The sequence below is a fragment of the Nostoc sp. genome (assembly GCF_054880495.1).
Genome location: NZ_JBTYKD010000296.1, coordinates 1 through 23,675, shown reverse-complemented (window position 1 = coordinate 23,675; position 23,675 = coordinate 1). Strand labels below are relative to the sequence as shown.

At 41.2% G+C, this 23,675-nt stretch carries 17 protein-coding genes and 1 pseudogene; 8 read left to right on the top strand and 10 right to left on the bottom strand.

What is annotated here, in order from left to right; genetic code table 11:
• Positions 1-59: 59 nt before the first annotated feature.
• Both ACYTXL_RS25815 and ACYTXL_RS25810 read right to left on the bottom strand, forming a co-directional pair.
• Positions 60-2,183 (bottom strand): protein kinase domain-containing protein, encoded by a 2,124-nt coding sequence (locus tag ACYTXL_RS25815; protein ID WP_461927183.1) that lies wholly within the window; start codon positions 2,181-2,183, stop codon positions 60-62.
• Between the two features lie 43 nt (positions 2,184-2,226).
• Positions 2,227-3,915: a protein kinase domain-containing protein gene (locus ACYTXL_RS25810; RefSeq protein WP_461927182.1), complete on the bottom strand. Its 1,689-nt coding sequence runs from the start codon at positions 3,913-3,915 to the stop codon at positions 2,227-2,229.
• A 141-nt stretch (positions 3,916-4,056) separates the two neighbouring features.
• Here ACYTXL_RS25810 and ACYTXL_RS25805 point away from each other — a divergent pair, with 141 nt between their 5' ends.
• Entirely contained in the window at positions 4,057-5,571 is a 1,515-nt protein-coding gene (locus ACYTXL_RS25805; RefSeq protein ID WP_461927181.1) for a phenylacetate--CoA ligase family protein, read from the top strand.
• 64 nt (positions 5,572-5,635) lie between these two features.
• Here the strand turns inward: ACYTXL_RS25805 and ACYTXL_RS25800 are convergent, their stop codons facing one another.
• From ACYTXL_RS25800 to ACYTXL_RS25790, 3 genes are all read right to left on the bottom strand, one after another.
• Positions 5,636-6,268 (bottom strand): transposase, encoded by a 633-nt coding sequence (locus ACYTXL_RS25800; RefSeq protein ID WP_461927180.1) that lies wholly within the window; start codon positions 6,266-6,268, stop codon positions 5,636-5,638.
• Positions 6,269-6,292: 24 nt separating this feature from the next.
• Positions 6,293-6,487: a hypothetical protein gene (locus tag ACYTXL_RS25795; protein WP_461927179.1), complete on the bottom strand. Its 195-nt coding sequence runs from the start codon at positions 6,485-6,487 to the stop codon at positions 6,293-6,295.
• 131 nt (positions 6,488-6,618) lie between these two features.
• Positions 6,619-7,206: a Uma2 family endonuclease gene (locus ACYTXL_RS25790; protein ID WP_461927178.1), complete on the bottom strand. Its 588-nt coding sequence runs from the start codon at positions 7,204-7,206 to the stop codon at positions 6,619-6,621.
• A 153-nt stretch (positions 7,207-7,359) separates the two neighbouring features.
• Between ACYTXL_RS25790 and fni the strand changes: the two genes are divergently transcribed.
• From fni to ACYTXL_RS25770, 4 genes are all read left to right on the top strand, one after another.
• Complete coding sequence (fni, locus tag ACYTXL_RS25785) at positions 7,360-8,409, top strand: type 2 isopentenyl-diphosphate Delta-isomerase (protein WP_461927177.1); 1,050 nt, start codon at positions 7,360-7,362, stop codon at positions 8,407-8,409.
• A gap of 62 nt (positions 8,410-8,471) precedes the next feature.
• On the top strand, positions 8,472-8,603 hold the full coding sequence (locus ACYTXL_RS25780; RefSeq protein WP_461927176.1) for a hypothetical protein: 132 nt from the start codon (positions 8,472-8,474) through the stop codon (positions 8,601-8,603).
• A 17-nt stretch (positions 8,604-8,620) separates the two neighbouring features.
• On the top strand, positions 8,621-10,456 hold the full coding sequence (gene sppA / locus ACYTXL_RS25775) for a signal peptide peptidase SppA (protein WP_461927175.1): 1,836 nt from the start codon (positions 8,621-8,623) through the stop codon (positions 10,454-10,456).
• A gap of 374 nt (positions 10,457-10,830) precedes the next feature.
• Positions 10,831-13,311, top strand: coding sequence for a dynamin family protein (locus ACYTXL_RS25770; RefSeq protein ID WP_461927174.1), 2,481 nt, complete (start codon positions 10,831-10,833; stop codon positions 13,309-13,311).
• Between the two features lie 363 nt (positions 13,312-13,674).
• Here ACYTXL_RS25770 and cdiI read toward each other — a convergent pair whose 3' ends face one another.
• The 3 genes from cdiI to ACYTXL_RS25755 all read right to left on the bottom strand — a co-directional run bounded on the left by cdiI (position 13,675) and on the right by ACYTXL_RS25755 (position 16,332).
• The gene (gene cdiI, locus ACYTXL_RS25765) at positions 13,675-14,016 is read right to left on the bottom strand and encodes a ribonuclease toxin immunity protein CdiI (protein ID WP_461927173.1); all 342 of its coding nucleotides are present in this window, start codon (positions 14,014-14,016) and stop codon (positions 13,675-13,677) included.
• A 154-nt stretch (positions 14,017-14,170) separates the two neighbouring features.
• Positions 14,171-14,758, bottom strand: a complete 588-nt coding sequence (locus tag ACYTXL_RS25760) for a Uma2 family endonuclease (protein ID WP_461927201.1) — start codon at positions 14,756-14,758, stop codon at positions 14,171-14,173.
• Positions 14,759-15,081: 323 nt separating this feature from the next.
• Positions 15,082-16,332: a n-acyl-d-glucosamine 2-epimerase gene (locus tag ACYTXL_RS25755; RefSeq protein ID WP_461927172.1), complete on the bottom strand. Its 1,251-nt coding sequence runs from the start codon at positions 16,330-16,332 to the stop codon at positions 15,082-15,084.
• Between the two features lie 284 nt (positions 16,333-16,616).
• Here ACYTXL_RS25755 and ACYTXL_RS25750 point away from each other — a divergent pair, with 284 nt between their 5' ends.
• On the top strand, positions 16,617-17,501 hold the full coding sequence (locus tag ACYTXL_RS25750; protein ID WP_461927171.1) for an aspartoacylase: 885 nt from the start codon (positions 16,617-16,619) through the stop codon (positions 17,499-17,501).
• On the opposite strand, the pseudogene ACYTXL_RS25745 reads toward ACYTXL_RS25750, so the two are convergent.
• Positions 17,498-18,377, bottom strand: a pseudogene (locus tag ACYTXL_RS25745) (Rpn family recombination-promoting nuclease/putative transposase). The gene ACYTXL_RS25750 and the pseudogene ACYTXL_RS25745 overlap by 4 nt on opposite strands.
• Before the next feature lie 174 nt (positions 18,378-18,551).
• Positions 18,552-20,774 (bottom strand): NHL repeat-containing protein, encoded by a 2,223-nt coding sequence (locus ACYTXL_RS25740; protein WP_461927170.1) that lies wholly within the window; start codon positions 20,772-20,774, stop codon positions 18,552-18,554.
• Positions 20,775-21,336: 562 nt separating this feature from the next.
• Here ACYTXL_RS25740 and ACYTXL_RS25735 point away from each other — a divergent pair.
• Complete coding sequence (locus tag ACYTXL_RS25735; RefSeq protein ID WP_461927169.1) at positions 21,337-22,506, top strand: glycosyltransferase family 4 protein; 1,170 nt, start codon at positions 21,337-21,339, stop codon at positions 22,504-22,506.
• Positions 22,507-22,569: 63 nt separating this feature from the next.
• On the top strand, positions 22,570-23,675 hold a 1,106-nt coding region (locus ACYTXL_RS25730), incomplete at its 3' end, for a glycosyltransferase family 4 protein (protein WP_461927168.1).

Here is a 23,675-nt window from a genome sequence, read left to right as displayed (position 1 = left end):
ATAAATTTTATTGAGATTAGATCCACGTAAAGACACTCCAAACGCAGAGGATAATTACTCTATTGGGGCGTTGTCTCCTGCGTCGGTGTGGGTGTCGGAGTGGCGGTTTCTGTGGGAGTTGGTATCGGAGTTGGCCTGGGTGTTGGTGTGCGAGTTGGCGTAGGAGTGGGCGTTGGTGTAGGCAATGGGGAAGGGGTGGGATTTTCCACTCTCATGCTGAGTTGATAATCTAGTGGTTTCGATGCTGTGGAAACCACGACAAACTCGTAAAATCCCTTTTCTGGTAATTTAGTTGACAAAGTACGCTGGGTAGAATCTTGCAAAAGTTTGATTTTGCCAGAGGGTGAATAGACTGATAACAAAACTTGGGAATTTGCTTCTAGCTTCAATTCCAAAGATTGCTCTTTGGCAAGTTCAGCAATGAACACTTTGCCACCACCTGATTGGAGAGTACCACTGACTATTTTGCTGGTAGCACCTCGATCAAAAGCAAGTTTCTTGAAAGCGCTACCCTCAAGGATAGCACTGAGTCGATCGCTAACAAAACCATACCAAACTTGTCCGATGGGCTGAGACTTAAAATCTTTACCACGCTGCTCAGGAAATACACTTAAGAAAGCAGCCTCTCCCAAATCAGATAAAGAACGACTACCGACGTTGATTTTGTTGACTTGTAGTTTCCAGCGATCGCGTTCAGCAGTTGTGTAAGTTCCCAATCTTTGACGTGTATTTGCACTCAGTGGCGCTAGCTTTTCGAGTAATTCTCTTGCTGTTTTATCCCATTCTGCTCGCAAACTCTCATCTTCGGTACCGTTGTTGAGAGTGCGTCCCCGTAAACTGGGATTTCTGTCCCAAAAAACCTGATTCACCAAGTTGATATAGAACTTCTCATCAATACCTAATTGTTGACGGCGATCGCTTAATCTTTCTTTACGTTCCCGTTCTGCTGGTGAATATTGCGCTAAGGGATCGGTTGCTTGTTCACTGGTTGGAATTGGGTTGGCTGTAGGAGTAGGTTTGATTTGGGCGACATCACGGCGGCTATTCACTCCCCACCAAATTAATCCAACAGTCCCAAATACAGCCAGTGCCACTAGGAAGGTTTTTGTTGGTGTCCACCAGGAGGGAGGGGGGGATGTAGCTTTAGCTTCCCGCAGGGTGGGGGATGAGGGAGAGATGGCAACGGTGGCGGATGTGGGGTATTGAGTTGGGGAATAGTTAACTGGGGGCGGGTTGATGGCTTGGAGTACTTGACGGGCTGATTGATAGCGATCGCTTGGTCTAGCAGATAACATTTTATCTAATACCTGTGCCAAAGTTTGACTCAGGCTAACTTCCCTTCGCCACTGCCAGCTGAGAGTGTAGGTATCAATTAATTCTTGGGGTTGTTTTCCTGTCAGTAAAACCAGCATTGTTGCGGCCATTGCATACAAGTCGCTATGGGGAGATACTAACCCAGTTTGCATCTGTTCTGGGGGAGCAAATCCGACTTTACCCAATAGGGTTGGTGATGGAGAAGATGCAACTATGCCGGGTTGATAATATTGGGAAGCTACGGTTGCTACTACTTGTTTGACACCGCCAAAATCAATTAACATCGGCAGTTGGTCAACAGTGCGAAGCATTAAGTTATCTGGAGAAATATCTCGATGAATTACGCCTAGTGAGTGGATGTATTCCAATACTGGCAAAATTTGTTGCAACAATTGGCGTATTTCTACTTCTGTAAAGCGCAAACCCTGTTGTATCCGGGCATCTAACAAAGAATTGTAAGTTTCCCCTTCGACATAATCTTGCACCAAAAACAGATATTCTTTGCCCCCTAAGTTCAGCCGAAGCAGTTCCCGAAAGCGAGGAATTTGGGGATGTTGCAGTTTATAAAGAACACTCGCTTCTCTCTCAAACAGTTCTCCAGCTTTTTGGATCACGTAAGCAGTTTGAACTTGGGGGGAAAATTCCTTTAAAACACAAAGTTCGCGGAAACGGTTGATATCTTCAGCTAAATAAGTGCGTCCAAAGCCACCTTGGCCAATTTGACGCACAATTAGATAGCGATCGCCTAAAGTTAGTCCCGGTTGGATAATATAACTCATAGGCGTATCCAACAACTTTTCACCACACTGGAGACAAAAGCGGCTACCTGGGGAATTTTCATGTCCTTGAGAACAATATATTTTAGTCATTAGTCATTAGTCATTAGTTATTAGTGACTCTTCCCCAGTTTCCTTACTTGCCAGATTCTAGTTTACTGACTTGATCAGCTGCGATCGCATACCAAATTTGACCAAAAGTCTGTTGATTAAGTTTCCCACGCTGCTGATCAGGAAACAACCGATCAAATTTTTCATTTGTATCTTTGTTCAGTTGATCAATTGTATAGTTCCCAAACTGCCCCGATCGCGCTTGTCGTCTCCATGTTTCGTAATTTTGTGCAGTATAGTTCCCCAATTTCCGACGAGCTGCTGGACTGAGGTTAGCCTGTTCTAGTTTATTCAACAAATCGTCAGCGATACCAGACCATTCATCTCGTAAACCAACGTCTTCAGGTTTAGATGTCAGGCTACGTCCCTTTAATTCTGGTTTTTTTGTATAAAATAAATTATCTACAAAGGGAATAAAAAATCCTTCAGTAATTTCTAGCTGTTGACGACGATTGATAATTTCCTGGAGATGCTGATTTTTTCCTTTGTCGCTGACTGGTTTACCGCTCGGATTTGGGAACTGGGGAATTTGCGGTAATGAAATTGATGGTATGGTGATTGAAGTTACAGTCCGAATGACTGCATTTCCCACCGCCAAAGTTAATCCAACTAAAGCTGTTCCTCCTAGACTGATCACGAAAGGGCGAATCCAAACAGGCCAAGATATCGGCTTGGCAATCGCTTGCGTTTGGTTTTGAAATCTACTGATAACAGCACTAGCACCTTGTCTTCCCGGAGCAACTACCATCGTCTTGATCTTGGTGGTAATATAATTAGCTGGGGATTTAGTAGCAATTGGCGATGGTAAATCTTTGAGGATTTGCTCGGATCGTTGGTAGCGATCGCTCGGTTTATAAGCCAGCATCTTTTTTAACACCGCTTCCAGTTGGGGACTAACTTGAATTTCCTTTCCCCATCCCCAAATTCCCTGATAGCTGTCGTATAATTTTTGCGGTTCTTTATCCGTGAGCAACACCAGGGATGTCACCGCCAAAGAATAAAAATCACTATTTAAAAATACTTTACCCTGCCGTAGCTGTTCCTCTGGAGCGTAGCCTTTTTTACCCAGCAAAGTGTTATTTCCAACCAACTTTGTGCGCCAAAAACCTTGAGAAGCTGGCAATTGCTTGACACCACCAAAATCAATCAGCACTGGCAGATGATCAGAACGCCGCCAAATCAAATTATCAGGAGTGATATCACGGTGAACTACATCTAGTGAGTGGATGTAGGATAACACGGGTAAAATTTGTTGCAGTAGTATGATTACTTCCTCTTCACTAAAAGTTTTTCCTTGACTTTCCCTCTGTTCTAATAATTGGTAATAATTGTCACCATCCACATAATCTTGCACTAGAAAGAAAAAATCTTTAGTGCCTATCTTCACTTGTAGCGATGCATGAAAACGCGGAATTTGCGGATGTTGGAGTTTTTTCAGAACATTTGCTTCTCGTTCAAATAACTCTTTAGCTTTTTGTAAATCTTGCTGTTCTTGTACTTGGGGTGCAAATTCCTTCAGCACACAGGTTTGATCGGATTTATTTCTATCTTCCGCCAAATATGTACGACCAAAGCCGCCCTGCCCTAGTTGACGGATAATTTGATAGCGATTATCCACAATTTCCCCCACAGCAAGAGGTAATGGCTCACCACAATGGGTACAAAAGCGGCTACTACCATTATTTGTATGTTGTTTACTGCAATAGAGCTGCATGGTGCCCAAGGATAAATTAAGGTTTTATTGAATAACTACAACGCGCATACCCTCATTTTCGGATATCCTACGAATTACAAATTACGAATTACGAATTATTTTAACGGTGTTGGTTCTACTTCAGGATAAACAACAAGCGTCATGAACTGCAAACTACGACAGCAGCAAGTAATTAAAGCATTTGAAGATTTTTTGTCTACCCCCCTAGAAACGCTACTGCAACGGCATCTCAACACTCAAACTTCGGCAGCTTTGAGTTTATTTCACGATGTGGCGGCTAATGTACCAGCTTACAAGGCGTTTTTAGCAGAAAGGGAAATTAATCCCGCGACTATTCAAACTTTGGAGGAGTTTCAAAAACTACCAGCGATCGCTAAACAAAATTATATCCTGCGTTATCCCTTAGCTGACTTGTGTCGCAACGGACAACTCCAAGGGTGTGATATGATAGCTGTTTCTTCAGGTTCCAGTGGGAAACCGACATTTTGGCCTCGTTTTTTCACAGATGAACTCCAAATCGCCACACGCTTTGAACAGATTTTTCACGATAGTTTCTATGCAGATACCAGACGTACCCTAGCAGTGATTTGTTTCACTTTAGGCACTTGGGTAGGTGGAATGTTTACTACTAACTGCTGTCGTTATCTTGCTAGCAAAGGTTATCCCATCACTGTAATTACTCCTGGTAACAACAAAGAAGAAATCTTACGAGTTATTCAGGAATTAGGTTCAGCATTTGAGCAAGTGGTGTTATTGGGATACCCGCCATTCTTAAAAGATGTGATTGATACTGGTATCGTCCGTGGAGTGGAGTGGCAGCAATATCAGATTAAATTAGTTATGGCGGGGGAAGTATTTAGTGAAGAATGGCGGAGTTTAGTTGGCGAAAGAGTTGCTTCACAAAATCCCTGTTATGATTTTGCATCACTTTACGGCACTGCGGATGCAGGAGTTTTAGGTAATGAAACACCGTTAAGTATTTGCATTCGCCGTTTTTTGGCAGAAAATCCCGATGTAGCTAGAGCTTTATTTGGGGAATCGCGTTTACCCACGCTAGTACAATATGATCCTTGCAGTCGCTTTTTTGAAGTTCAAGATGGCGGATTGCTGTTTTCGGGAGATAACGGTATTCCCTTAGTGCGTTATGACATCTTGGATACTGGCGGGATAATTAGTTATGATGCCATGCTGCAATTTTTAGCTGAATGGGGGTTTAACCCGCTTGAAAATCTCCATTCTAATACTCAACAATTACCTAGAGGTATTCATCAGCTACCTTTCGTTTATGTCTTCGAGCGTTCTAACTTTACAGTTTCTTACTTTGGCGCAAATATCTATCCAGAAAATGTGACAGTAGGATTAGAACAAGCAGGAATTCAAGAATGGGTGACGGGTAAATTTGTGTTGCAGGTGAAGGAAGATGCAGATAAGAATCGATTTTTATCTGTGGTTGTGGAGTTAGGAGCAGGGGTAGAGGGTAGTGAAGATCGAAGAGAAGCGATCGCATCTTCTATTCTTTCACAACTACTACGCCTAAATAGCGAGTTTGCAAATTATGTTCCCGCAGAATATCAAACACCACAAGTTACATTAGCGCCAATGGGTGATTTTGAATATTTCCCCATTGGGGTGAAACATCGTTATACGCGTCAATAGTACAAGAGGCGATGAATCAAATACAAGATGAATCAAATATAAGAAGACGCGATGAATCGCGTCTCTACAAGGGGGAATGGGGTGGTTTTTCGCGATCGCGTTCCCAATTGATGGGGTTATTGATAATATATTGTCTAATTTTATCGAGGGCAAATTCATCACGAATTATGTTGTCATGAAACCTTTCTTGCCATCCAAAACCTTGATATGTTTGATTAATTTCAAATGTACATCTTCCTTTGTACCATCTAATAATTTTAGAAAGGGAATTTTTAGACAACATTGGATTAAATAACCCAGTAACCCCACCCCGTTGACCATCCCCCCTTGTAGAGACGCGATTCATCGCGTCTTTTTCCTGTGTTCGTGAATTCATCACGTCTTCTTCTCGTATTTGATTAATAACCAAAATCCCATGAATATGATTAGGCATGACACAAAACGAATCTATCTGGCAATTAGAAAAATGATTAGGAATCTCGTACCACAATTTCTGAGCAATTTCTCCAATTGGCGATCGCTGCATTTCACCCTGCACAACCTCACCAAAAAAGTATTTTTTACCGTCGGTGCAAAGAGTAACGAAATATCCACCATCACTAGCATAATTCCATGCTGGCAAACGTGTTGAATCAATTCGATATTTACCTTTGTATTTAGGTTTGTTGTTTTCTGGTTGAGGATCGTAATTATTCATAATTACTTTGATTGATACAAGAACTTATGCAAGTATTGGCTTGCATTTATGTAATTGCCAACCCAAAAAACTCGGAATTATTCCCGCTATGTAGACGCGATGAATCGCGTCTCTACTAGGGTTGCACCCATCTTTCACTTTCTCTTGTTGATGCCAAGCTTGATCAAAAGCTGGGTAGTGCATACTTTGGGCGCACTTCCAGATAACTTCGTAGGCCAAAGTAAAGGCATTCGTAAAGCCACCATTACGCGGTTAAAATCCACCCCAGACTTAAAAGCGGCTTCTACACAGACGGCGTAACCAGAAAAAGAGAGTTTGAATTTTCTCCCTTTCCGATGCGAGAAGGGGTTTTATTCTTCAATCAACTCAAAATTAACCCGTTCGTAAATATCACGCAAGGCAATTTGAAAATCGATAGAATCTAAGACTAAAACTGCATCTTCACCTTCATATTCCTTAAAAATCCATTGTCCTTCTGCTTGCTTGGCAAATTGTTCCACAGCAAAACTATATTGGTCAATCATAATATATTCCTGAAAACCAGGAATTGAACGATAATATTTAAACTTATCTGTTTTGTCATAATTTTTAGTTGAATTTGATAACACTTCAACAATTAACAAGGGATTAGTAATAGTTGTTGGACCTGTTCCCTCGTAAATAGGCTTGCCTTTGATGACTATAATATCAGGATAAGTATAAAGGCGATAACGGGGTATTGATACTTTAACATCAGCCATATATATGTCATAAGCTTGACCTTGCACTGCCAGGGGAAATTTTTTACAGAAATCAAGTGCAATTTTATTGTGGTTAGTTGTTCCCCCTGTCATAGGTATAATTTCTCTGTCTCTGTATTCATTTTTATATTCAGCTTTCTCTTCTAATTCCAAATATTCTTCTGGGCTGTAGTAGCGTTTTTCTGTTTGTAAAACCATATTAATTAACTCACAAAATGGGGAAATGCTTCTGTTATCAATAGCGTAACGTACCCTGAAGATAGCGAAAATAAATACTTTTGTTGTCAAAAGACGGTTGCAGACAATGTAACAATAGCGATCGCAAGCAAATACTTTTAACCATACCCACTAGTGAACGCCCCTACCAATATCTCTGCACAAACTCAGAATCGCAAAGCCGATCACATTCGGATCTGCTTGGAGGAAGATGTTCAGTGTGATCAAATCACCAATGGACTGGAACGTTATCGCTTCACCCATTCTTGTTTACCCGAACTAAACCACAACGATATTGATCTCAGTACAACTTTCCTCGGAAAACACCTGGGCGCACCCTTGTTAATTTCTTCCATGACTGGCGGAACAGAACAAGCCGGAATCATTAACCAACGTTTAGCCCAAGTCGCGCAACACTACAAAATTGCAATGGGTGTCGGTTCCCAACGGGTAGCGGTAGAAAAACCACAGGTGGCTGATACTTTTGCTGTCCGCAAGTATGCCCCCGATGTTCTGCTATTTGCAAACTTGGGCGCTGTGCAACTTAACTATAAGTACGGCTTAGATGAATGTTTGCGGGTAGTTGATATCTTAGAGGCTGATGCCCTGATTTTACACATTAATCCTCTACAAGAGTGCATTCAATCCAAAGGTGATACTAATTTTCGGGGTTTACTTGACAAGATATCTAAATTATGCTCTCAGCTACCAGTGCCAGTGATTGCCAAGGAAGTTGGTAATGGCATTTCAGCAGCGATCGCCGAGAAACTGATCGCTGCTGGGGTAGCAGCAATTGATGTGGCTGGTGCTGGGGGTACTTCTTGGGCAAAAGTAGAAAGCGAACGGGCAGAAAATCCTTTGCAACGTCGCTTAGGGAGGACTTTTGCTGATTGGGGTTTACCGACAGCAGAGTGTATTACAACAATTAGAGCGATCGCCAAAGATGTACCCTTAATTGCTTCGGGAGGTTTGCGTCATGGATTGGATGTTGCAGCTGCGATCGCCTTGGGAGCAGATATAGCAGGTTTAGCAATGCCTTTCTTGCAAGCAGCAGCAACATCAGAGACAGCAGTTACCGAACTGGCTGAAGTATTAATTGCGGAAATCACCACAGTCTTATTTTGCACTGGCAACGCCACTTTGTATCAGTTAAAGCACTCTGGCAGTTTACAACGCATAGAATAAATTAAGTAGGTCATTTGTCATTTGTCCTTTGTCATTTGTGAATGACCAATGCCCAATGCCCAATGCCCCATACTTCTCTACGAGAGGCTTCTCTTTCAGAGACGCTAACGCGAACGCCAACGACAACTCTACTTCTCTACGAGAGGCTGCGCCAACGACGCCGCTCAGTACAAGTCAGTACAAGTACCCAATGACCAATGACTAATGACCAATGACTAACTTTATCAAACAAACTTTTGCTAGTTTAATTGGCACCTTACTAGGACTAATTATTTTCGGTGGTCTGGGAACCACTGGACTCTTCTTGCTGATATTGGCTGCTACTTCCTCTAAAGATATTGGGCCAAAGGTGAAAGATAAGTCAGTGCTGGTTTTTGACTTGTCGATGAAAATCACTGATAGCGAACCTAGTTCAAGTGAACTGTTTCAAAACACAATATCAGGTGTGGATGACGACAGAATCGCACTCCGCAAAGTTGTGGAAACTTTAGAAAAAGCGCGGCGCGATCCGCGAATTGTCGGGATCTACCTAGATGCAACCAGCACAAGCCAAGTTAGTAACGTCGGCTATGCCTCCTTGAAAGAAATTCGGAAAGCGCTAGAGGAGTTTCGCGCTGCTGGGAAAAAGATTGTCGCCTATGGCAGTGATTGGAGTAAAAAGGAATATTACCTTTGTTCAGTGGCAGATTCGATTATAGTTAACCCTTTGGGAATAATGGAAGTCAACGGTTTGAGTTCACAACCGATGTTCTACGCGGGTGCATTGCAGAAATATGGCATTGGTGTGCAAGTCGTGCGGGTGGGGAAATTTAAGGGAGCTGTTGAACCGTTTATCCTCACAAAATTGAGTCCAGAAAACCGCGAACAAACTCAGAAATTGTTGGATGATGTTTGGGGAGAGTGGCGGACTACTGTGGGCGCAAGTCGGAAAATTGAACCTGGAAAGTTACAGGCGATCGCAGATAATCAGGCGCTACTAGAAGCCACACAAGCCAAAACTAGCGGTTTAGTTGATCAAATAGCATACCCCGATCAAGTGGTAACTGACCTGAAAAAGTTGACACATAGCGATCAAGAAGACAAAACATTCCGACAAATTAGCCTGAATAGTTACGCCCAAGTTTCCGGGAAATCTTTGGGTGTAGAACGTAACTCCAAAAATCAAATTGCCGTTGTTTATGCTGAGGGCGAAATTGTCGATGGCAAAGGAGTAGATGGACAAGTAGGAGGCGATCGCTTTGCGAAAATCTTCAACAAACTGCGACAAGATAAAGATGTGAAGGCTGTTGTATTAAGAATTAATAGTCCTGGTGGTAGTGCTACCGCAGCCGAAGTCATGCAGCGAGAAATAAAATTAACTCGTGAAGCCAAACCAGTTGTAGTGTCAATGGGTGATGTAGCCGCCTCTGGGGGTTATTGGATTGCTAGCGACTCTAACCGCATTTTTGCCGAACCAAATACCATTACAGGCTCAATTGGGGTGTTTGGGTTGCTATTCAATGGGCAAAAGCTAGCGAATGATAATGGCATTACTTGGGATTCGGTGAAAACTGCACGCTATGCTGATAATCAAACAGTTTCGCGTCCGAAATCGCCTCAAGAGTTGGTAATTTATCAGCGCAATGTTAACCGCATTTATAATATGTTTCTGAATAAAGTTTCTCAAGGTCGGAAACTGCCAGAACAAAAAGTGGCAGAAATTGCCCAAGGACGGGTTTGGTCTGGTGTGGCGGCTAAGGAAATTGGTTTGGTGGATGAAATTGGTGGTTTGAATAGTGCGATCGCCTATGCTGCTAACCAGGCGAAACTAGGAGAAGACTGGGAAGTTCAAGAATATCCTCGCACTAGCAACTTCGGAGAACGGTTTTTTGGGCGTGCAACAGAAGAAGCGCGGACTGCTTTAGGGATTGATAAAGCGCAACTTAAATCAGCCAATCCCCTCACCGATGAATTCCAGAAACTGCAACAGGAAGTAGGGATTGTGCAAAAGATGAACGATCCACAGGGAGTTTACGCCCACTTGCCTTTCAACTTGAAGATTGAGTAGATGTACCCAAAACAAAAACCTCACCCTGTCCTGACGCAATACTGCTTGGTTAAGAATATTCGTAGGTTGGGTTGAGCTTAAGCGTTACCCAACAAACCCCAGAAAATGTTGGGTTGAGGAACAAAACCCAACCTACACATTTTTATTTTTAGCCAAAACCTACGCAGTATTGTATCGTAATGGACATCCCTCTCCTTGGTAAGGAGAGGGACAGGTTTTGCATGGCAGAACCAGGGTGAGGTTTCTTAACCCCAGCGCATTGGCTTAAGTGATATCCAGCAACTAAACCGGAGAAAATATCTTAGAAATTATACTGAACCATCAAGACAATAAATATTAATAATATATACATATATATTGTCAGGATGCTGAATATGTCAGATTTACCGCTTCAGTGCCAAAATTTGAAAGAGCAGGTTGAGTCGATATTACAACTTTTACAACAAGAACCAACGCTACGTTCCCAAGATATTACACCTGTACAAACTTCTTTAAGTAAGGCGATTTCTCCCAAATTTGAGATTGTGTTTGCGGGTGCGTTTAGTGCCGGTAAATCAATGCTAATCAATGCACTATTGGAGAGAGAATTACTGTACAGTGCAGAGGGACACGCCACAGGTACAGAATGCAAAATCGAGTATGCAGAAGTAGATAAAGAACGTGTTGTTTTAACGTTTTTAAGTGAAGCAGAGATTCGAGAACAAGCAGTTTATTTGTGTCAGCAGCTAGGATTTAAGTCAGTAGCTAATATCAACCAAGCTGATGTAATTAACTTGCTACGTCAAGGTTCTGAAGCGATTATTCAGCAAGAGGGTGGTGAGAGTAAATCAGAACGTGCAAAACAGGCGAAGGCGTTAATGTTATTGCTAGAGGGATATATAGCAAACCGCGATCGCATCAACACGGTTAATAATGCTACGTATTCAATGGAGCAATTTAACTTTTCTAACCTTAAACAAGCGGCTGGATATGCCCGTCGTGGTAGTAATAGTGCGGTATTAAAGCGCATAGAATATTACTGTAATCATCCTCTTCTCCAAGATGGCAATGTAATTATTGACACGCCGGGTATAGATGCACCAGTAGAGAAAGATGCACAGCTAACTTATGCCAAAATTCAACATCCTGATACTTCGGCGGTGGTATGTGTGCTAAAACCTGCTGCGGCGGGTGACATGACAAAAGAAGAAACACAACTTTTGGAATTAATGCGGCAGAATGGGGGAGTACGCGATCGCGTTTTCTATATCTTCAACCGAATCGATGAGACTTGGTACAATACCGAACTACGGCAACGATTAGACGATTTAATTAGTGGACAATTTCGCAATACAAGCAAGCTTTATAAAACCAGTGGATTATTAGGCTTTTACGGGAGCCAAATTAAACAGACAAGCCAACGAGATAGATTTGGTTTAGATTCTGTTTTTGCAGAAAGTATTAAAGGTTCAGATGGTAAAGAAGAAACACCACAATTTGTCTATGCGTTTAACAACTACTGTGTAAATTCAGGGAAACTATCTTCCACTAAATTCCGTGTCTCTGTTAACGGCTTTGAAAGCCCAAATCAAAATTATGTGCGGATTCTGGGAGATTGGGGAAATGAACTTATAGAAAAGCTAATTCATGATAGTGGAACTGATGAATTTCGCACAGCTATTACTCGCTATCTTGCTGAAGAAAAGCGTCCGCAATTGTTTAAAAATCTTGCTGATGACTTGGAAGATGTTTGTATTAAACTCAAAAAACATTATCAGAGTGTCCAACGTAATTTAGATAGTCAGCCCCAAGAAATTGAGGCGATGAAGGCGCAAGAGTTGCAACGCCTAAATCAGCAACTACAGCACATCGGTAGAGAATTTAGTGAGCATATCACAGAAGAAGTTAACCATATAATTAATAATTCCTGTGATGCTTTTGAAGCAGATTTTAAGCAATTGCAATCACGAATGATTCGCCGTTTAGATGAGTTACTAGATAGTTTTTCTGTAGCTGATGCTTATCGACGTGCAACTATCAGCCATCCTCGCAACGCTACCGCGCCTTTAATTGCTATTTTAGTAGAGGCATTTTATTACTTAGCAAATCAATTAGAAGATATTTTGGTTGAATCTTCTCAGCAAGTAGTTGCAAATTATTTCCAGCGATTGATTGAAAAGATTCGCAAGTCAGAATATTATCGCCAGTTGTATCGTTTATTAGATCATGATGGCGGAATTGAACAACAGATCAGACTTTTAGAAAAAGTAGTTACTCAAGCATTAGTGAGTGCAGCTAGTGTAGAGTGCGATCGCTTTGTGCGAGAAAGTCCGAGATTTTACGATGAAGGCACTTTTTCTATATATCAATTTCGCCAGACTTTATCACAAACTTCTGAAGGTTACGACGCTGAAAGTATCGTGGAAGCAGAGCCAGCAATTAGACAATTATTGAAGTTAGATTTTGAGCCAAAAGTTTCCCAAACTATTCGTAAATCTTACCGTCAAACTATTAACCAAACGCTAAAAATTCAGTTGTTACCAATGGCAGATAAGCAAGCGGATGAAATTTTGCAGCAATACCCACAGGCGCGTGCTTATTTAGAGAAAACATTGGAACAAGAAGCTGAAGAAAAAATTGCGAATAATCGCCGATTATTGAGTGTTGTTGAAGGAAATATGGAAGCATATAATTCAGCAGTTTCTAATATCAATGGTTATTTACAGGCGATGCAATTATATGACCATCTTTTGCCTGAAATTGGTAATGCAGATTTTATCTATCCTAACCCTGATTCATTAGACACTAATGGCAAATTTGCTACTAATGGATTTGTGATTTCAGATGCGTTAGTTGATGAGGTAGCAAAGGTTTAGTATAGTGCAATACACGTTAGGGCACAGCAATGCTCATGCGTATCAACTTAAGGTAGAAGTCAGGCAAAAAAAGGGTTCCACAGTTGCCCTCATCCCCTAACCCCTTCTCCCAATATGGGAGAAGGGGAACTGGAGAATTTTCTCCCCTCTCCCAATATGGGAGAGGGGCTGGGGGTGAGGGCAAAACTCATACAGTCAGAAGATTTCAGCTGAAGTTGACACCAATGAGCATTGCTATGCCCCTACGAATGCTCTGTATTCTATGCAATTCATGTCAAGGTTGACAGTTAAAATCTAATTAACGCAGTAAAAAGCCTCAATCATGAGGTTTTTTAGTTTGTCTAATTACTTAACTTGCTAGTGCTATTCAGATAATTTTTTGAGTATATTTTGAACCTCATCTGCCCTTTCGGGATTAAGTTCAATGTACCTTTCAGCCGCTATTTTGAGATATTTTTTAAATATCTCTTGAGAAACTATTATTTCATCTTCATCCAGAAAGCTAAAGCGAACTTCATCAAAGATATCATCCTCATCTTCGCAAGGAAATGCACACATATTATATTCATTACCATAACCAGTACCTTTCAGAAGAGTATTGATTGCATAAGGGAAAGAGATACCGTCTATTGCATTAAAGTAATACTTGACTATCCAAAGTGGATCGGTTCTAGAGTCTACACCGTCAAATAATTCTCCGAGCATAAAAAAACTTTTATTAGGTGCGTTAGCGTGAAACCCTAACACACCATTTCCGATTTTCGGTGCGTTACAGAAACTGTACCACACTCTACACTATCTTCTAATTCTTTGCACTTACCTAATTACAACACTTATTTAGGCGAGCGCACTCACAAAATTATTCACTACTACTCTCTGGAAACAACCGAATCAAGTCTAATAAGGCATTTTCAAATCCAGGAATGGTTACTGACTGGTTAGATAGAGAAATCTGCTTGCTGAGATAGCTAAACTTGCTTTGAGCATTTTGATACGGTTGGCTGTATCGCTCAAGTTGACGGGCGGGCAAATTCACAATCCAGTAATGACAAATTCCGGCTTCTGCATACAATGACAGCTTGGTTGTTTGATCATAATCTATAGTTTTATCCGAAATTTCAATCACTAACAAAATATCTTCAGAATAGGGATGATGAGCAAGATAATCTTCATCTCTTCCTTGTGCAATCACAACATCGGGTTCAGGCTCACTTTGATTAGGAAGGGTGATGGGATCTTGTCCACGGATGACTGCTTCATCACCTAAAAGCCGATCCAATTGACGGCATAGGATAGAACTACAAACTGTATGAGGTGTTCCTTTTGCTGTCATTTGAATCAGTTCTCCTCGAATTAATTCAATATGATTGGCCTCTGTCAGAAATCCGAGTTCAATTAATCGATGGTATTCAGCGATTGTAAATCGCTTAGGTGTCACAGCATTCATGAGACATCCTTCTAATGGCAATGATTCTACTTTTACTTGTACATTAACAGAGATTAAACTGACTGCGTTGTTTACCGCCGCAGGCATCGCAATAATTTAAGCTGTTGTTACCACAACTAATACAATCATAAGTAATCTTAAAGCTGTCGTTACCACAGATGAAGCTGTTGTTATGAATGCTAAAGCTGTTGTTACCAAAGCTTAAGTTGTCGTTATGAATGTTAAAACTGTTGTTATCACAACTAATACATTCATAACTAATGTTGAAGCTGTCGTTACCACAGTTTAAGTTGTGGTTATGAACATGAATTTTTGCAACAAGTCTATTGCAAAGGAGTAGCGATCGCCTCAAATTGCTGCCAACATAGGTACAATGCACGCGGGACGTGAAAACATCCTTTCCATTTGCCACCTTTAAGGTTCAATAATACTTCCCCACGCCGATTCAGATAGCCAAACCACTCACCGTACTCGGAATCAGCAAAGTGTGACCAAGCGTAATCATGCATCTTTTGATACCATTCCCAACACACCTCACGCCCTGTCAGACGATAGCCCATCGCTAATGCAACCATAGATTCTAGGTGAACCCACCACAGCTTTTGATCCCATTCCAATTGTTGTGGGGGATGACCGTCTGCATCCATAAAGTAATACAATCCACCATACTCGCTATCCCAAGCAAAATTTAGGATATTTAGCACCACATCAACGGCTTGGTTAATAGTTTTAGTATCGTTTTGGCGACGGGCGATATCCATAATAAACCACATCGCTTCAATGCCGTGACCGGGATTAATCAGCCGTCCCTCAAAACAATCAATGTGGGAACCGTCAGGGGCAACGTTTTCATACATTAGTCCCCGTTCTGGGTCGAGAAAATCGGTCATCACTTCGTCCTGAGTCTCAGCTAAAACATTCTCTAATGTTTCTTTTGGCAGCAACCATTCCATTTCTAGAGTTAGGTTGGCTAAAATCATCGGTACAGCCAATGATTTCATCGGGCGTGTACCCGGATAAGTTTTATTATATTTGCCCTTGGGGTTGTCTTTGCGGCGTAAAACGTTGTTGTAAGCCTGCATTGCCACATCCTTTGCCCATTCTTCGCCCCCAGCCAGTGCATATTGACTAAATGCCATCGCTGCAAAGCAATCAGAAAAGATATTGTAAGGCTGAACCAGTGGTTTCCCTTCACGCGTGAGGGCAAAGTACCAGTTACCATCACTATCTCTGCCATGTTGGGCGAGAAAATTAGCGCCATTGCTGGCAATTTTTAGCCAGTTTTCGCGTTTTTCTAGCTGGTTGCAAAGCATGGAAAAAGTCCACACTTGACGGTTTTGCAGCCAGATGAATTTGTCTGTATCATAAATTTGTCCCTGGCGATCAAGACAGGTAAAATAGCCGCCTTGCTGCCAGTCGAGAGAGTGTTTTTCCCAAAACGGGAGGACATCGTTGAGGAGGGCGTTTTTGTAAAGTTCAGCGTAGACGTAGCCCGCACTTCGACCCTTTGACAAGCTCAGGGCATCGCTTGGCTCAGTGACTACCGGAGGCATCGCTTGAAAATTATCCCCCATAAATTTCCTCTCCTTTTGTGCTAAAACCAACAGCTTAACAGTTATCACATTTTGGGTTGAACTTGGAGCGTAGGCGTAGCCCGTACTTCTCTACGAGACGCTCCGCGTAGCTTGCTTCCCGAAGGGTACGGCAAGCTCAGTAACCATCGTAGACATCGCGTCAGTCTTTTACAAGATATAGTCAGCAGAAGGTATACTTCTATCTTGTATCTTGCATTATTCTCAATAACCGTAGGGGAAGCATTATAATGTCCACCTATAAGTTTTTTAGATATGAGGTTGTTATGAGTCAGATTGAACGGGTTGCGATCGTTGGAGGAAACCACGGAAATGAGTTAACAGGAGTATATTTAGTCAAAATGTTTCAGCAGCATCCTAATTTAATCAATAGAGCAAGTTTTGAAACTCTGGCATTACTTGGCAATCTCAAAGCTATTGAAGCAGGCAAACGATACATTGATAAGGATTTAAATCGTTGCTTCACTAATCAAGGCTTGCAAAATCCCCAACTCTCAAGTTACGAAGATACGCGGGCAAAAGCAATTCTACAGATATTGCAACCACAAAATCAGCCCTTTGTGGATGTAATTGTTGATTTGCACAGCACAACTGCCAACATGGCTTTAAGTCTGATTTTTTGTGATCTGCATCCTTTCTTACTTCGGTTAGGCGCTTATTTAAGTTCTATCAATCCAATGGTAAAGATTTTTATTAATCAAGAATCTAGAGAAGGTGGTTTTCTCCGTTCTTTGTGCGAATTGGGTTTTGTTATAGAAGTTGGTGCTGTGGCTCAAAATATTTTAAACGCCGAATTATTTCATCAAACAGAGCAGCTTATTTATGCAATTTTAGACTATTTTGAAGGGTGCAACCAAGGTAATATTCCGCAGATAAACAGCACGCTCACGCTTACACTCTATCAATACATTGGGACTATCGATTATCCTAGAAGCGATCGCGGGGAGATTCAAGCCATGATTCATCCCCAGCTTCAGTTTCGAGATTATCAACCTCTGAATCCCGGTGATCCAATGTTTCTGACTTTTGAAGGAAAAGATATTTTCTATGAGGGAGCGTCTACTGTTTATCCTATTTTTATTAATGAAGCAGCTTACTATGAGAAAGGAATTGCGATGTATTTAACTCAAAAGCAACAACAGGTAGTTTAATTTATTCGCCCTTGTAGCCAAGATTGCAAATCAGCCAAGGTAGTAAAATCAAGCAAGGCATCGCTCAAATCTGCCAGAACAGGCAAAGATAAACCAGAAATGGAGGAGCGCATTTCGTCAGACAGTTCTCCAAGCCGCTTAGTCAATAGTCGAGAAATAGCATTAGCCATCGCTTCTCGTCCTTCTTGTCGGCCTTCTTCTCGTCCTTCTTCTCGTCCTTCTGCCTTGATTTCTCGGTAAACTCGCGTTTGCTGTAGTGTTATTTCTAGAATAGACTCTACCTCCGCTTGGCTTAATTGTTCAAACCTGTACATCATGATCGTCGTTACCATCTCTATTATGTATGGCGCGACTCGCTGTTAATGGTACTTCTTGACGAGTTCTTGTTAACAAATACCTTGCTTCTTCAGGTGCTTGTTCTTTCTCTACCGTAGTTAGTACCATCAGTGCTACCCATAAAGGTAATTGGCGAATATCCCCGAATTCATCCAAATACACCCGATGCACTTGGTTACTATTGAGAAATCCCCGATGAGCGTAAATGTTACTTTGTTCAGTATTGCGAGATGGATAAATTATAACTGCTTGCCAGTCGTTAAATCTGGCGCGGTTGCGGTAGAAATATAGTGAAGATTCTGCAAATACTCTTTCATAAAGCTGTTCATCTTTTTGAAACTGTACCTCACAAAAATATACAACTCCAGGAGTCTCGCTTTCTGGTGGGAGAAATACCCCGTCAATTTCAAATTTGGTTTCCTTGACAGCTACCGAATCAAATCGATAAGCATCCGCATTTGTTGGGGGATTTGTCAAGAGTTCAAATAAAAGAGTGGGGGATTGTTGAAACAGTTTGTAAAAAATTGAGTCTCGACGCATGGAGCATTTTATTTTATTAAATCTGCAATACATTTAATCACATATTCTTGTATATATAGCAATCCTGAATCATTCGTGAGAAACAAGATCCCCGACTTCTTAGAGAAGTCGGGGATCTGCGGCTGGGTTAAGCTTAGAGTCAAGGCTGTGTTATGTCATAATTGCTGTAAATACTCACTCTGCTAACCGATACATAATCACCTTTCCTTTCCAATTCTCTTCCACAAATACCAGATACTCACCATTGGAACGCCGAAAAGCGCGGATACCGTAGGGTATATCAATCCAGCCACTTTCGCTGCCAACTTCTGGGCCTGGTTTTAACTGTTGTACTTGCACTCCCGTCTTTGCATTGTAGACATATACCTCTGCGGTTTTAACTGTCACGGCGAAGACATAATCTTTTGCCACACTTATTGCAGCTGTGGAAACTTCGCGTTTGCCGGTGCTGTCGTAGGGAATCATAATTCGCCACCGGGGAGTCCGATTTCCTTGACTCCAATTGTCAAAACGGGCAATCTCAGATCCAGCAACTCCTGTGTCGTCGCCGAAGGCGGGGTGATCTACTGTGAAGCCTGACAAATACATGGTATCTGTTTGGGGGAAATATTCGAGCCGCCGCAAGTCGTTAAATATGCTGGGAGTAGTTTGCTTTTCCATCGAACTATAGCTGTAGATGGGGTTGCCTTTAGGATCTATTCCCTGTAAAGGATAGTGTCGGATAGCAGTACCATCTTGAGTTCGCAAAGCTTTCCAAACATCTCCTTTGCTGTCTACCCACCAGCCGCCGAGATAGGGATAATCTTTGCTGCGATCATATTCGTTCTTTTCAAATGTCCCATTACCGTTGCGATCGCGCCAGATCCACTCTCCTTTTTCTGGTTGATGCGGTGGCCAATTTCCGGTGAGAAATTTTTTATCTGCGCCATTGCTACCGACAAACATTCCGGCTGGGATGGCAACTTGGCCATCTGTGGCTGGATTAAAACGATATATTTGCAGAAAGCTGCTATACATATCTGTGAGGAACAAAAACGGCTTCCCTTGGATGCGCCGAACAAAGGTTGCATCTGGCGATGTATGCAGACGTGGATCTTGAGGATATTTGAAAGCATTTAAAGTATAGCCTTTGTAAGTCCATTGCTTACCAGCAGGCTTACTGTAATCCATCAGATAGTGTTCTTGTTTGGTGAATAAATCGATGCCATCAGTTTTAGGATCGGCATCTGCATTATCGACGAATATCAATCCCAGCGATCGCCACAGCAGTTTTCCCGATGGTGAAAATTTCCGCAAATCTGTTCCTGATTTGTTGAAACCATCACTATTTATATAGATATTACCTGAAGCATCTGTACCGACTCCGGTAAGTCCATAAAGTTTCAAATCTCGAACTTCACCAGGAACTCCTACATAGATACCGCCCTTACAGCCAAAACTACCCACCTGCACCGGCTGATCTTTGATGTCATAAATCAACATTTGCTGACGTGGCCCATTTTCTGCCACTAACAGCTTACCTTGATGATCGATTGCGATCGCAGTTGGTTCGACGATATCTGCAATCTGTTGGGATAATTGCTTTCCACTCTGAGAATAATGTATAATGTTTACAGGATTACTACCATTTTTGCTTTGGATAATCCACAGATTTTTTTGTGGATCAACTGCGATCGCTCCCGGATTAGCAACGGTAAAGTTGCGGAGTTCCTTCATCGTATCAGTATCATAAATACGAATGCGGTTAGCAGCAAAATCACTCACATATAACTCACTTTCCACAGTTGCTAATCCAGTGACTTCACTTTTAGTACTGGTAATCAACATACTTTTATCCCAGCCACGCCCATTCGGAAACGGCGCAGGTTTTCCTGACAAGTCATAACGTCTAACGGAATGCCAAGTTGTTCCTTCAGGTGGGTAATCTTCGTTTGTTTTGCCCCTCGAACCTTGAGTCATGCCAATGTAAACATATTTACTATTTGCTGTTACCGCTTTGCCACCACCACGACTCCAGCCGTGAGTATCCCCAAGGGCACCAATAACTTTACCATCCTTATATATTCCTGCCTCCATTCCCGCTTCATCCCAATGGCTGTTGGTATAAACTGTGCCATCAGGGGCAACATACATTGCCTCAATATTGTTTTGTACCCGCAGATTTCCACTGCCAAAAGTATTACCTATCCACGATGTTTTATAAGTAAGCGTGGATGTTCCAGTTGTCGCCCAGTCTGTTGTAATTCCAAGAGTAGTAACAATGATTCCAACAGTTAGGCTAAGTAAAAAGTTGAAAGTTTTACTTCTTTGTAAATACCTAGTCTTAGATAATTTTTTGATGTGCTGATTGAACTGGTGACGGAGTTTTACTAACTGCGTCAGTAATTTATTTGTCATATAAGTTTTAAGCTTTTAATTATTTATATACAATCATTGTTGAGAAAATCCGCACAGAATAGAAGTATTTTTGACTGGATAAGATCCAATTTATGTGGTAAAACGACATCTGATATATAAATAGCAATCAATTGAGATTCAAAAAATCCTATTTACATAAACTTTATAAAAATCACATGGTTATTTAAAACTTCAGCTAATATCTTAAAAAACTATAACTTGATGTATTAATATTTACTTTTACCAAAGAACAAATAGTGAAAATTAATACATAATCTATTGGTTTATAGTAGTTTATCCCTTTTGCTGTCTAGCATTCAGCTTCGTTGATTGATAAGTATCATATCTGTCATAGTCAGTATTATATGGTTAATAAAAACACAGATTTTAATTCCTTGTTGACGTTGGTATATAAATAGTTTATAAATTGGTATTCTACAAAAACTCTTATTCGTAATGTGTATTCGGAAATTCAAGTAATTCTGATTGAGATACAACACGCTGTAGGGGCACAGCAATGCTGTGCCCCTACAGTTTTAATACATTTATTGGAGACACATTGATGGAAAATAAACAAGAAAGTTTTATGTCAGCATCGGCATCTATTCTTACTCTTGGATTAGGCTGGTTTCCCAAAACCCCTGGAGGATTAGAAAGATATATTTATGAACTAACTCATAAATTAGCAGCAAATCAAGATCAGGTTGAATTATGTGGAGTCGGTTTACCAGAGGCGGAACTAAATTCAACCATTAAGCTGACTAATTTGGCTTCTCCCGATAGTCCTATTTGGCAAAGATTATGGTCAATTCGGGCTAACTTTAAGAAAACAAGAACAAGCAAACCAGATGCTATTAATTTGCACTTTGCATTATATAGCTTTCCTATTTTAGATATTTTACCAAAGGAAGTACCAGTTACTTTTAACTTTCATGGACCTTGGGCTTCTGAGAGTCAGCAAGAGGTTGTTAATAAAAACCTCAGTCTTTTGATCAAACACTGGCTAATAGAACAAAACACTTATAATCGCTGCGATCGCTTCATTGTTTTGAGCAAAGCATTTGGCAAAATTTTACATGATAAATATCAAGTACCCTGGAGCAAAATTAATGTTATTCCTGGTGGAGTTGATATTAACTGGTTTCAACCAAATTTATCACCCCACGAAGCTTGTAAACAGCTAGGCTGGCCTAGTAATCGCCGGATTATATTTACATCACGCCGCTTAGTACATCGAACTGGGGTTGACAAATTATTGCAGGCACTAGCTATAATTAAGCCCAGAATACCAGATGTTTGGCTAGCGATCGCAGGTCGTGGTCACATCCAAGCTACACTACAACAACAAGCTACAGAATTAGGACTAGACGACAACGTTAAATTTTTAGGCTTTCTACCTGATGAGCAATTACCTATTGCTTATCAAGCTGCTGAATTGACTATTATGCCTAGTCAATCTTTTGAAGGATTTGGATTAGTAATAATCGAGTCTCTAGCCTGTGGTACTCCTGTTTTATGTACTCCAGTTGGGGGAATGCCAGAAATTTTATCAGAATTTTCACCCGATTTAATTACTACTTCAACCGAAGCCTCAGCTATTGCTGAAAAATTAGAGCAAGTGCTTTTGGGAAATATTCCTATACCTTCACGCGAAGCCTGTCGCCAATACGCCACCACACACTATGACTGGAATCAAATCGCCCAACAAGTACGGAATATTTTATTAGCTTGAACAAGTTAATAAAATAAATGCTAGGCGCGTTACGTGGGTCAAATTAGATAAAATAGAGGTTTAATGAGAATTCTTTTCCTAGATCAAAGCGGTAAACCGGGCGGTGCCGAATTATGTTTAATAGATATTGCTAAACCATATGGCGATCGCGCTTTGGTAGGTTTATTTGCAGATGGTACATTTAAAGATTTACTACAGCAAAATCATATCCCAGTAGAAGTTCTTGCAACTCAAGCAATCCAAGTTTGTAAAGAAAGCAGTTTATTACAAGGATTAAAGAGTTTGGCACAGGTTGCACCTTTGATTACTAAGGTAGTTAAAAAAGCGCGTGAATACGATTTAATCTATGCCAACACCCAAAAAGCATTAGTTATAGGAGCATTAGCAAGTTTCTTCAGTCGTCGCCCTCTGGTTTATCATTTACATGATATTCTTTCCACAGAACATTTCAGCCAAACTAATCTTCGCATCGCTATTAACTTAGCGAATCGTTTTGGATCATTAGTAATTGCTAATTCCCAAGCTAGTAAAACAGCCTTTGTGCAAGCAGGAGGATGCGCAAACCTCATCGAAGTTGTCTATAACGGCTTTGATATAAAAAATTATCAAAATGATGAATCTGACATTAATAAATTACAAGAACAGTTAGGATTGTCAGGAAAATTTGTAGTTGGACACTTTAGCCGTCTTGCACCTTGGAAAGGACAGCATATTTTAATTGATGCCCTTGCCCAATGTCCGCAAGAGGTGACAGCAATTTTAGTGGGTGATGCACTGTTTGGCGAACAAGATTACGTCCAAAAGTTACATCAACAAGTTGCCGAACTCGGACTAGAAAATCGCGTTAAATTTTTTGGATTTCGTTCTGATATTCCCCAGTTAATGGCAGCTTGTGACTTGGTGGCGCATACCTCTACTTCCCCAGAACCCTTTGGTAGAGTGATTGTAGAGGCAATGCTATGTGGAAAACCTGTTGTTGCAGCAAAAGCTGGGGGTGTAATAGAATTAGTAGAACATGGATTTAATGGTTTTCTAGTGACACCAGGAGAACCCCAGGAACTTGCACAAATAATCATCACCTGTCTTCAGGAGACGGAAATAACTGCAACTATAGCCAATAATGCCAAGACTACTGCTAGTCGGCGTTTTGATGTTGCAATTATTAATCA

Coding starts and splice junctions, on each gene's coding strand:
- ACYTXL_RS25800 (WP_461927180.1), bottom strand. CDS start 6,268: ATGAATAATTACGATCCTCAACCAGAAAACAACAAACCTAAATACAAA.
- ACYTXL_RS25760 (WP_461927201.1), bottom strand. CDS start 14,758: ATGAATGCTGTGACACCTAAGCGATTTACAATCGCTGAATACCATCGA.
- ACYTXL_RS25815 (WP_461927183.1), bottom strand. CDS start 2,183: ATGACTAAAATATATTGTTCTCAAGGACATGAAAATTCCCCAGGTAGC.
- sppA (WP_461927175.1), top strand. CDS start 8,621: ATGACTAACTTTATCAAACAAACTTTTGCTAGTTTAATTGGCACCTTA.
- ACYTXL_RS25750 (WP_461927171.1), top strand. CDS start 16,617: ATGAGTCAGATTGAACGGGTTGCGATCGTTGGAGGAAACCACGGAAAT.
- ACYTXL_RS25740 (WP_461927170.1), bottom strand. CDS start 20,774: ATGACAAATAAATTACTGACGCAGTTAGTAAAACTCCGTCACCAGTTC.
- ACYTXL_RS25810 (WP_461927182.1), bottom strand. CDS start 3,915: ATGCAGCTCTATTGCAGTAAACAACATACAAATAATGGTAGTAGCCGC.
- ACYTXL_RS25735 (WP_461927169.1), top strand. CDS start 21,337: ATGGAAAATAAACAAGAAAGTTTTATGTCAGCATCGGCATCTATTCTT.
- ACYTXL_RS25755 (WP_461927172.1), bottom strand. CDS start 16,332: ATGGGGGATAATTTTCAAGCGATGCCTCCGGTAGTCACTGAGCCAAGC.
- ACYTXL_RS25790 (WP_461927178.1), bottom strand. CDS start 7,206: ATGGTTTTACAAACAGAAAAACGCTACTACAGCCCAGAAGAATATTTG.
- cdiI (WP_461927173.1), bottom strand. CDS start 14,016: ATGCTCGGAGAATTATTTGACGGTGTAGACTCTAGAACCGATCCACTT.
- ACYTXL_RS25805 (WP_461927181.1), top strand. CDS start 4,057: ATGAACTGCAAACTACGACAGCAGCAAGTAATTAAAGCATTTGAAGAT.
- ACYTXL_RS25770 (WP_461927174.1), top strand. CDS start 10,831: ATGTCAGATTTACCGCTTCAGTGCCAAAATTTGAAAGAGCAGGTTGAG.
- ACYTXL_RS25780 (WP_461927176.1), top strand. CDS start 8,472: ATGCCCCATACTTCTCTACGAGAGGCTTCTCTTTCAGAGACGCTAACG.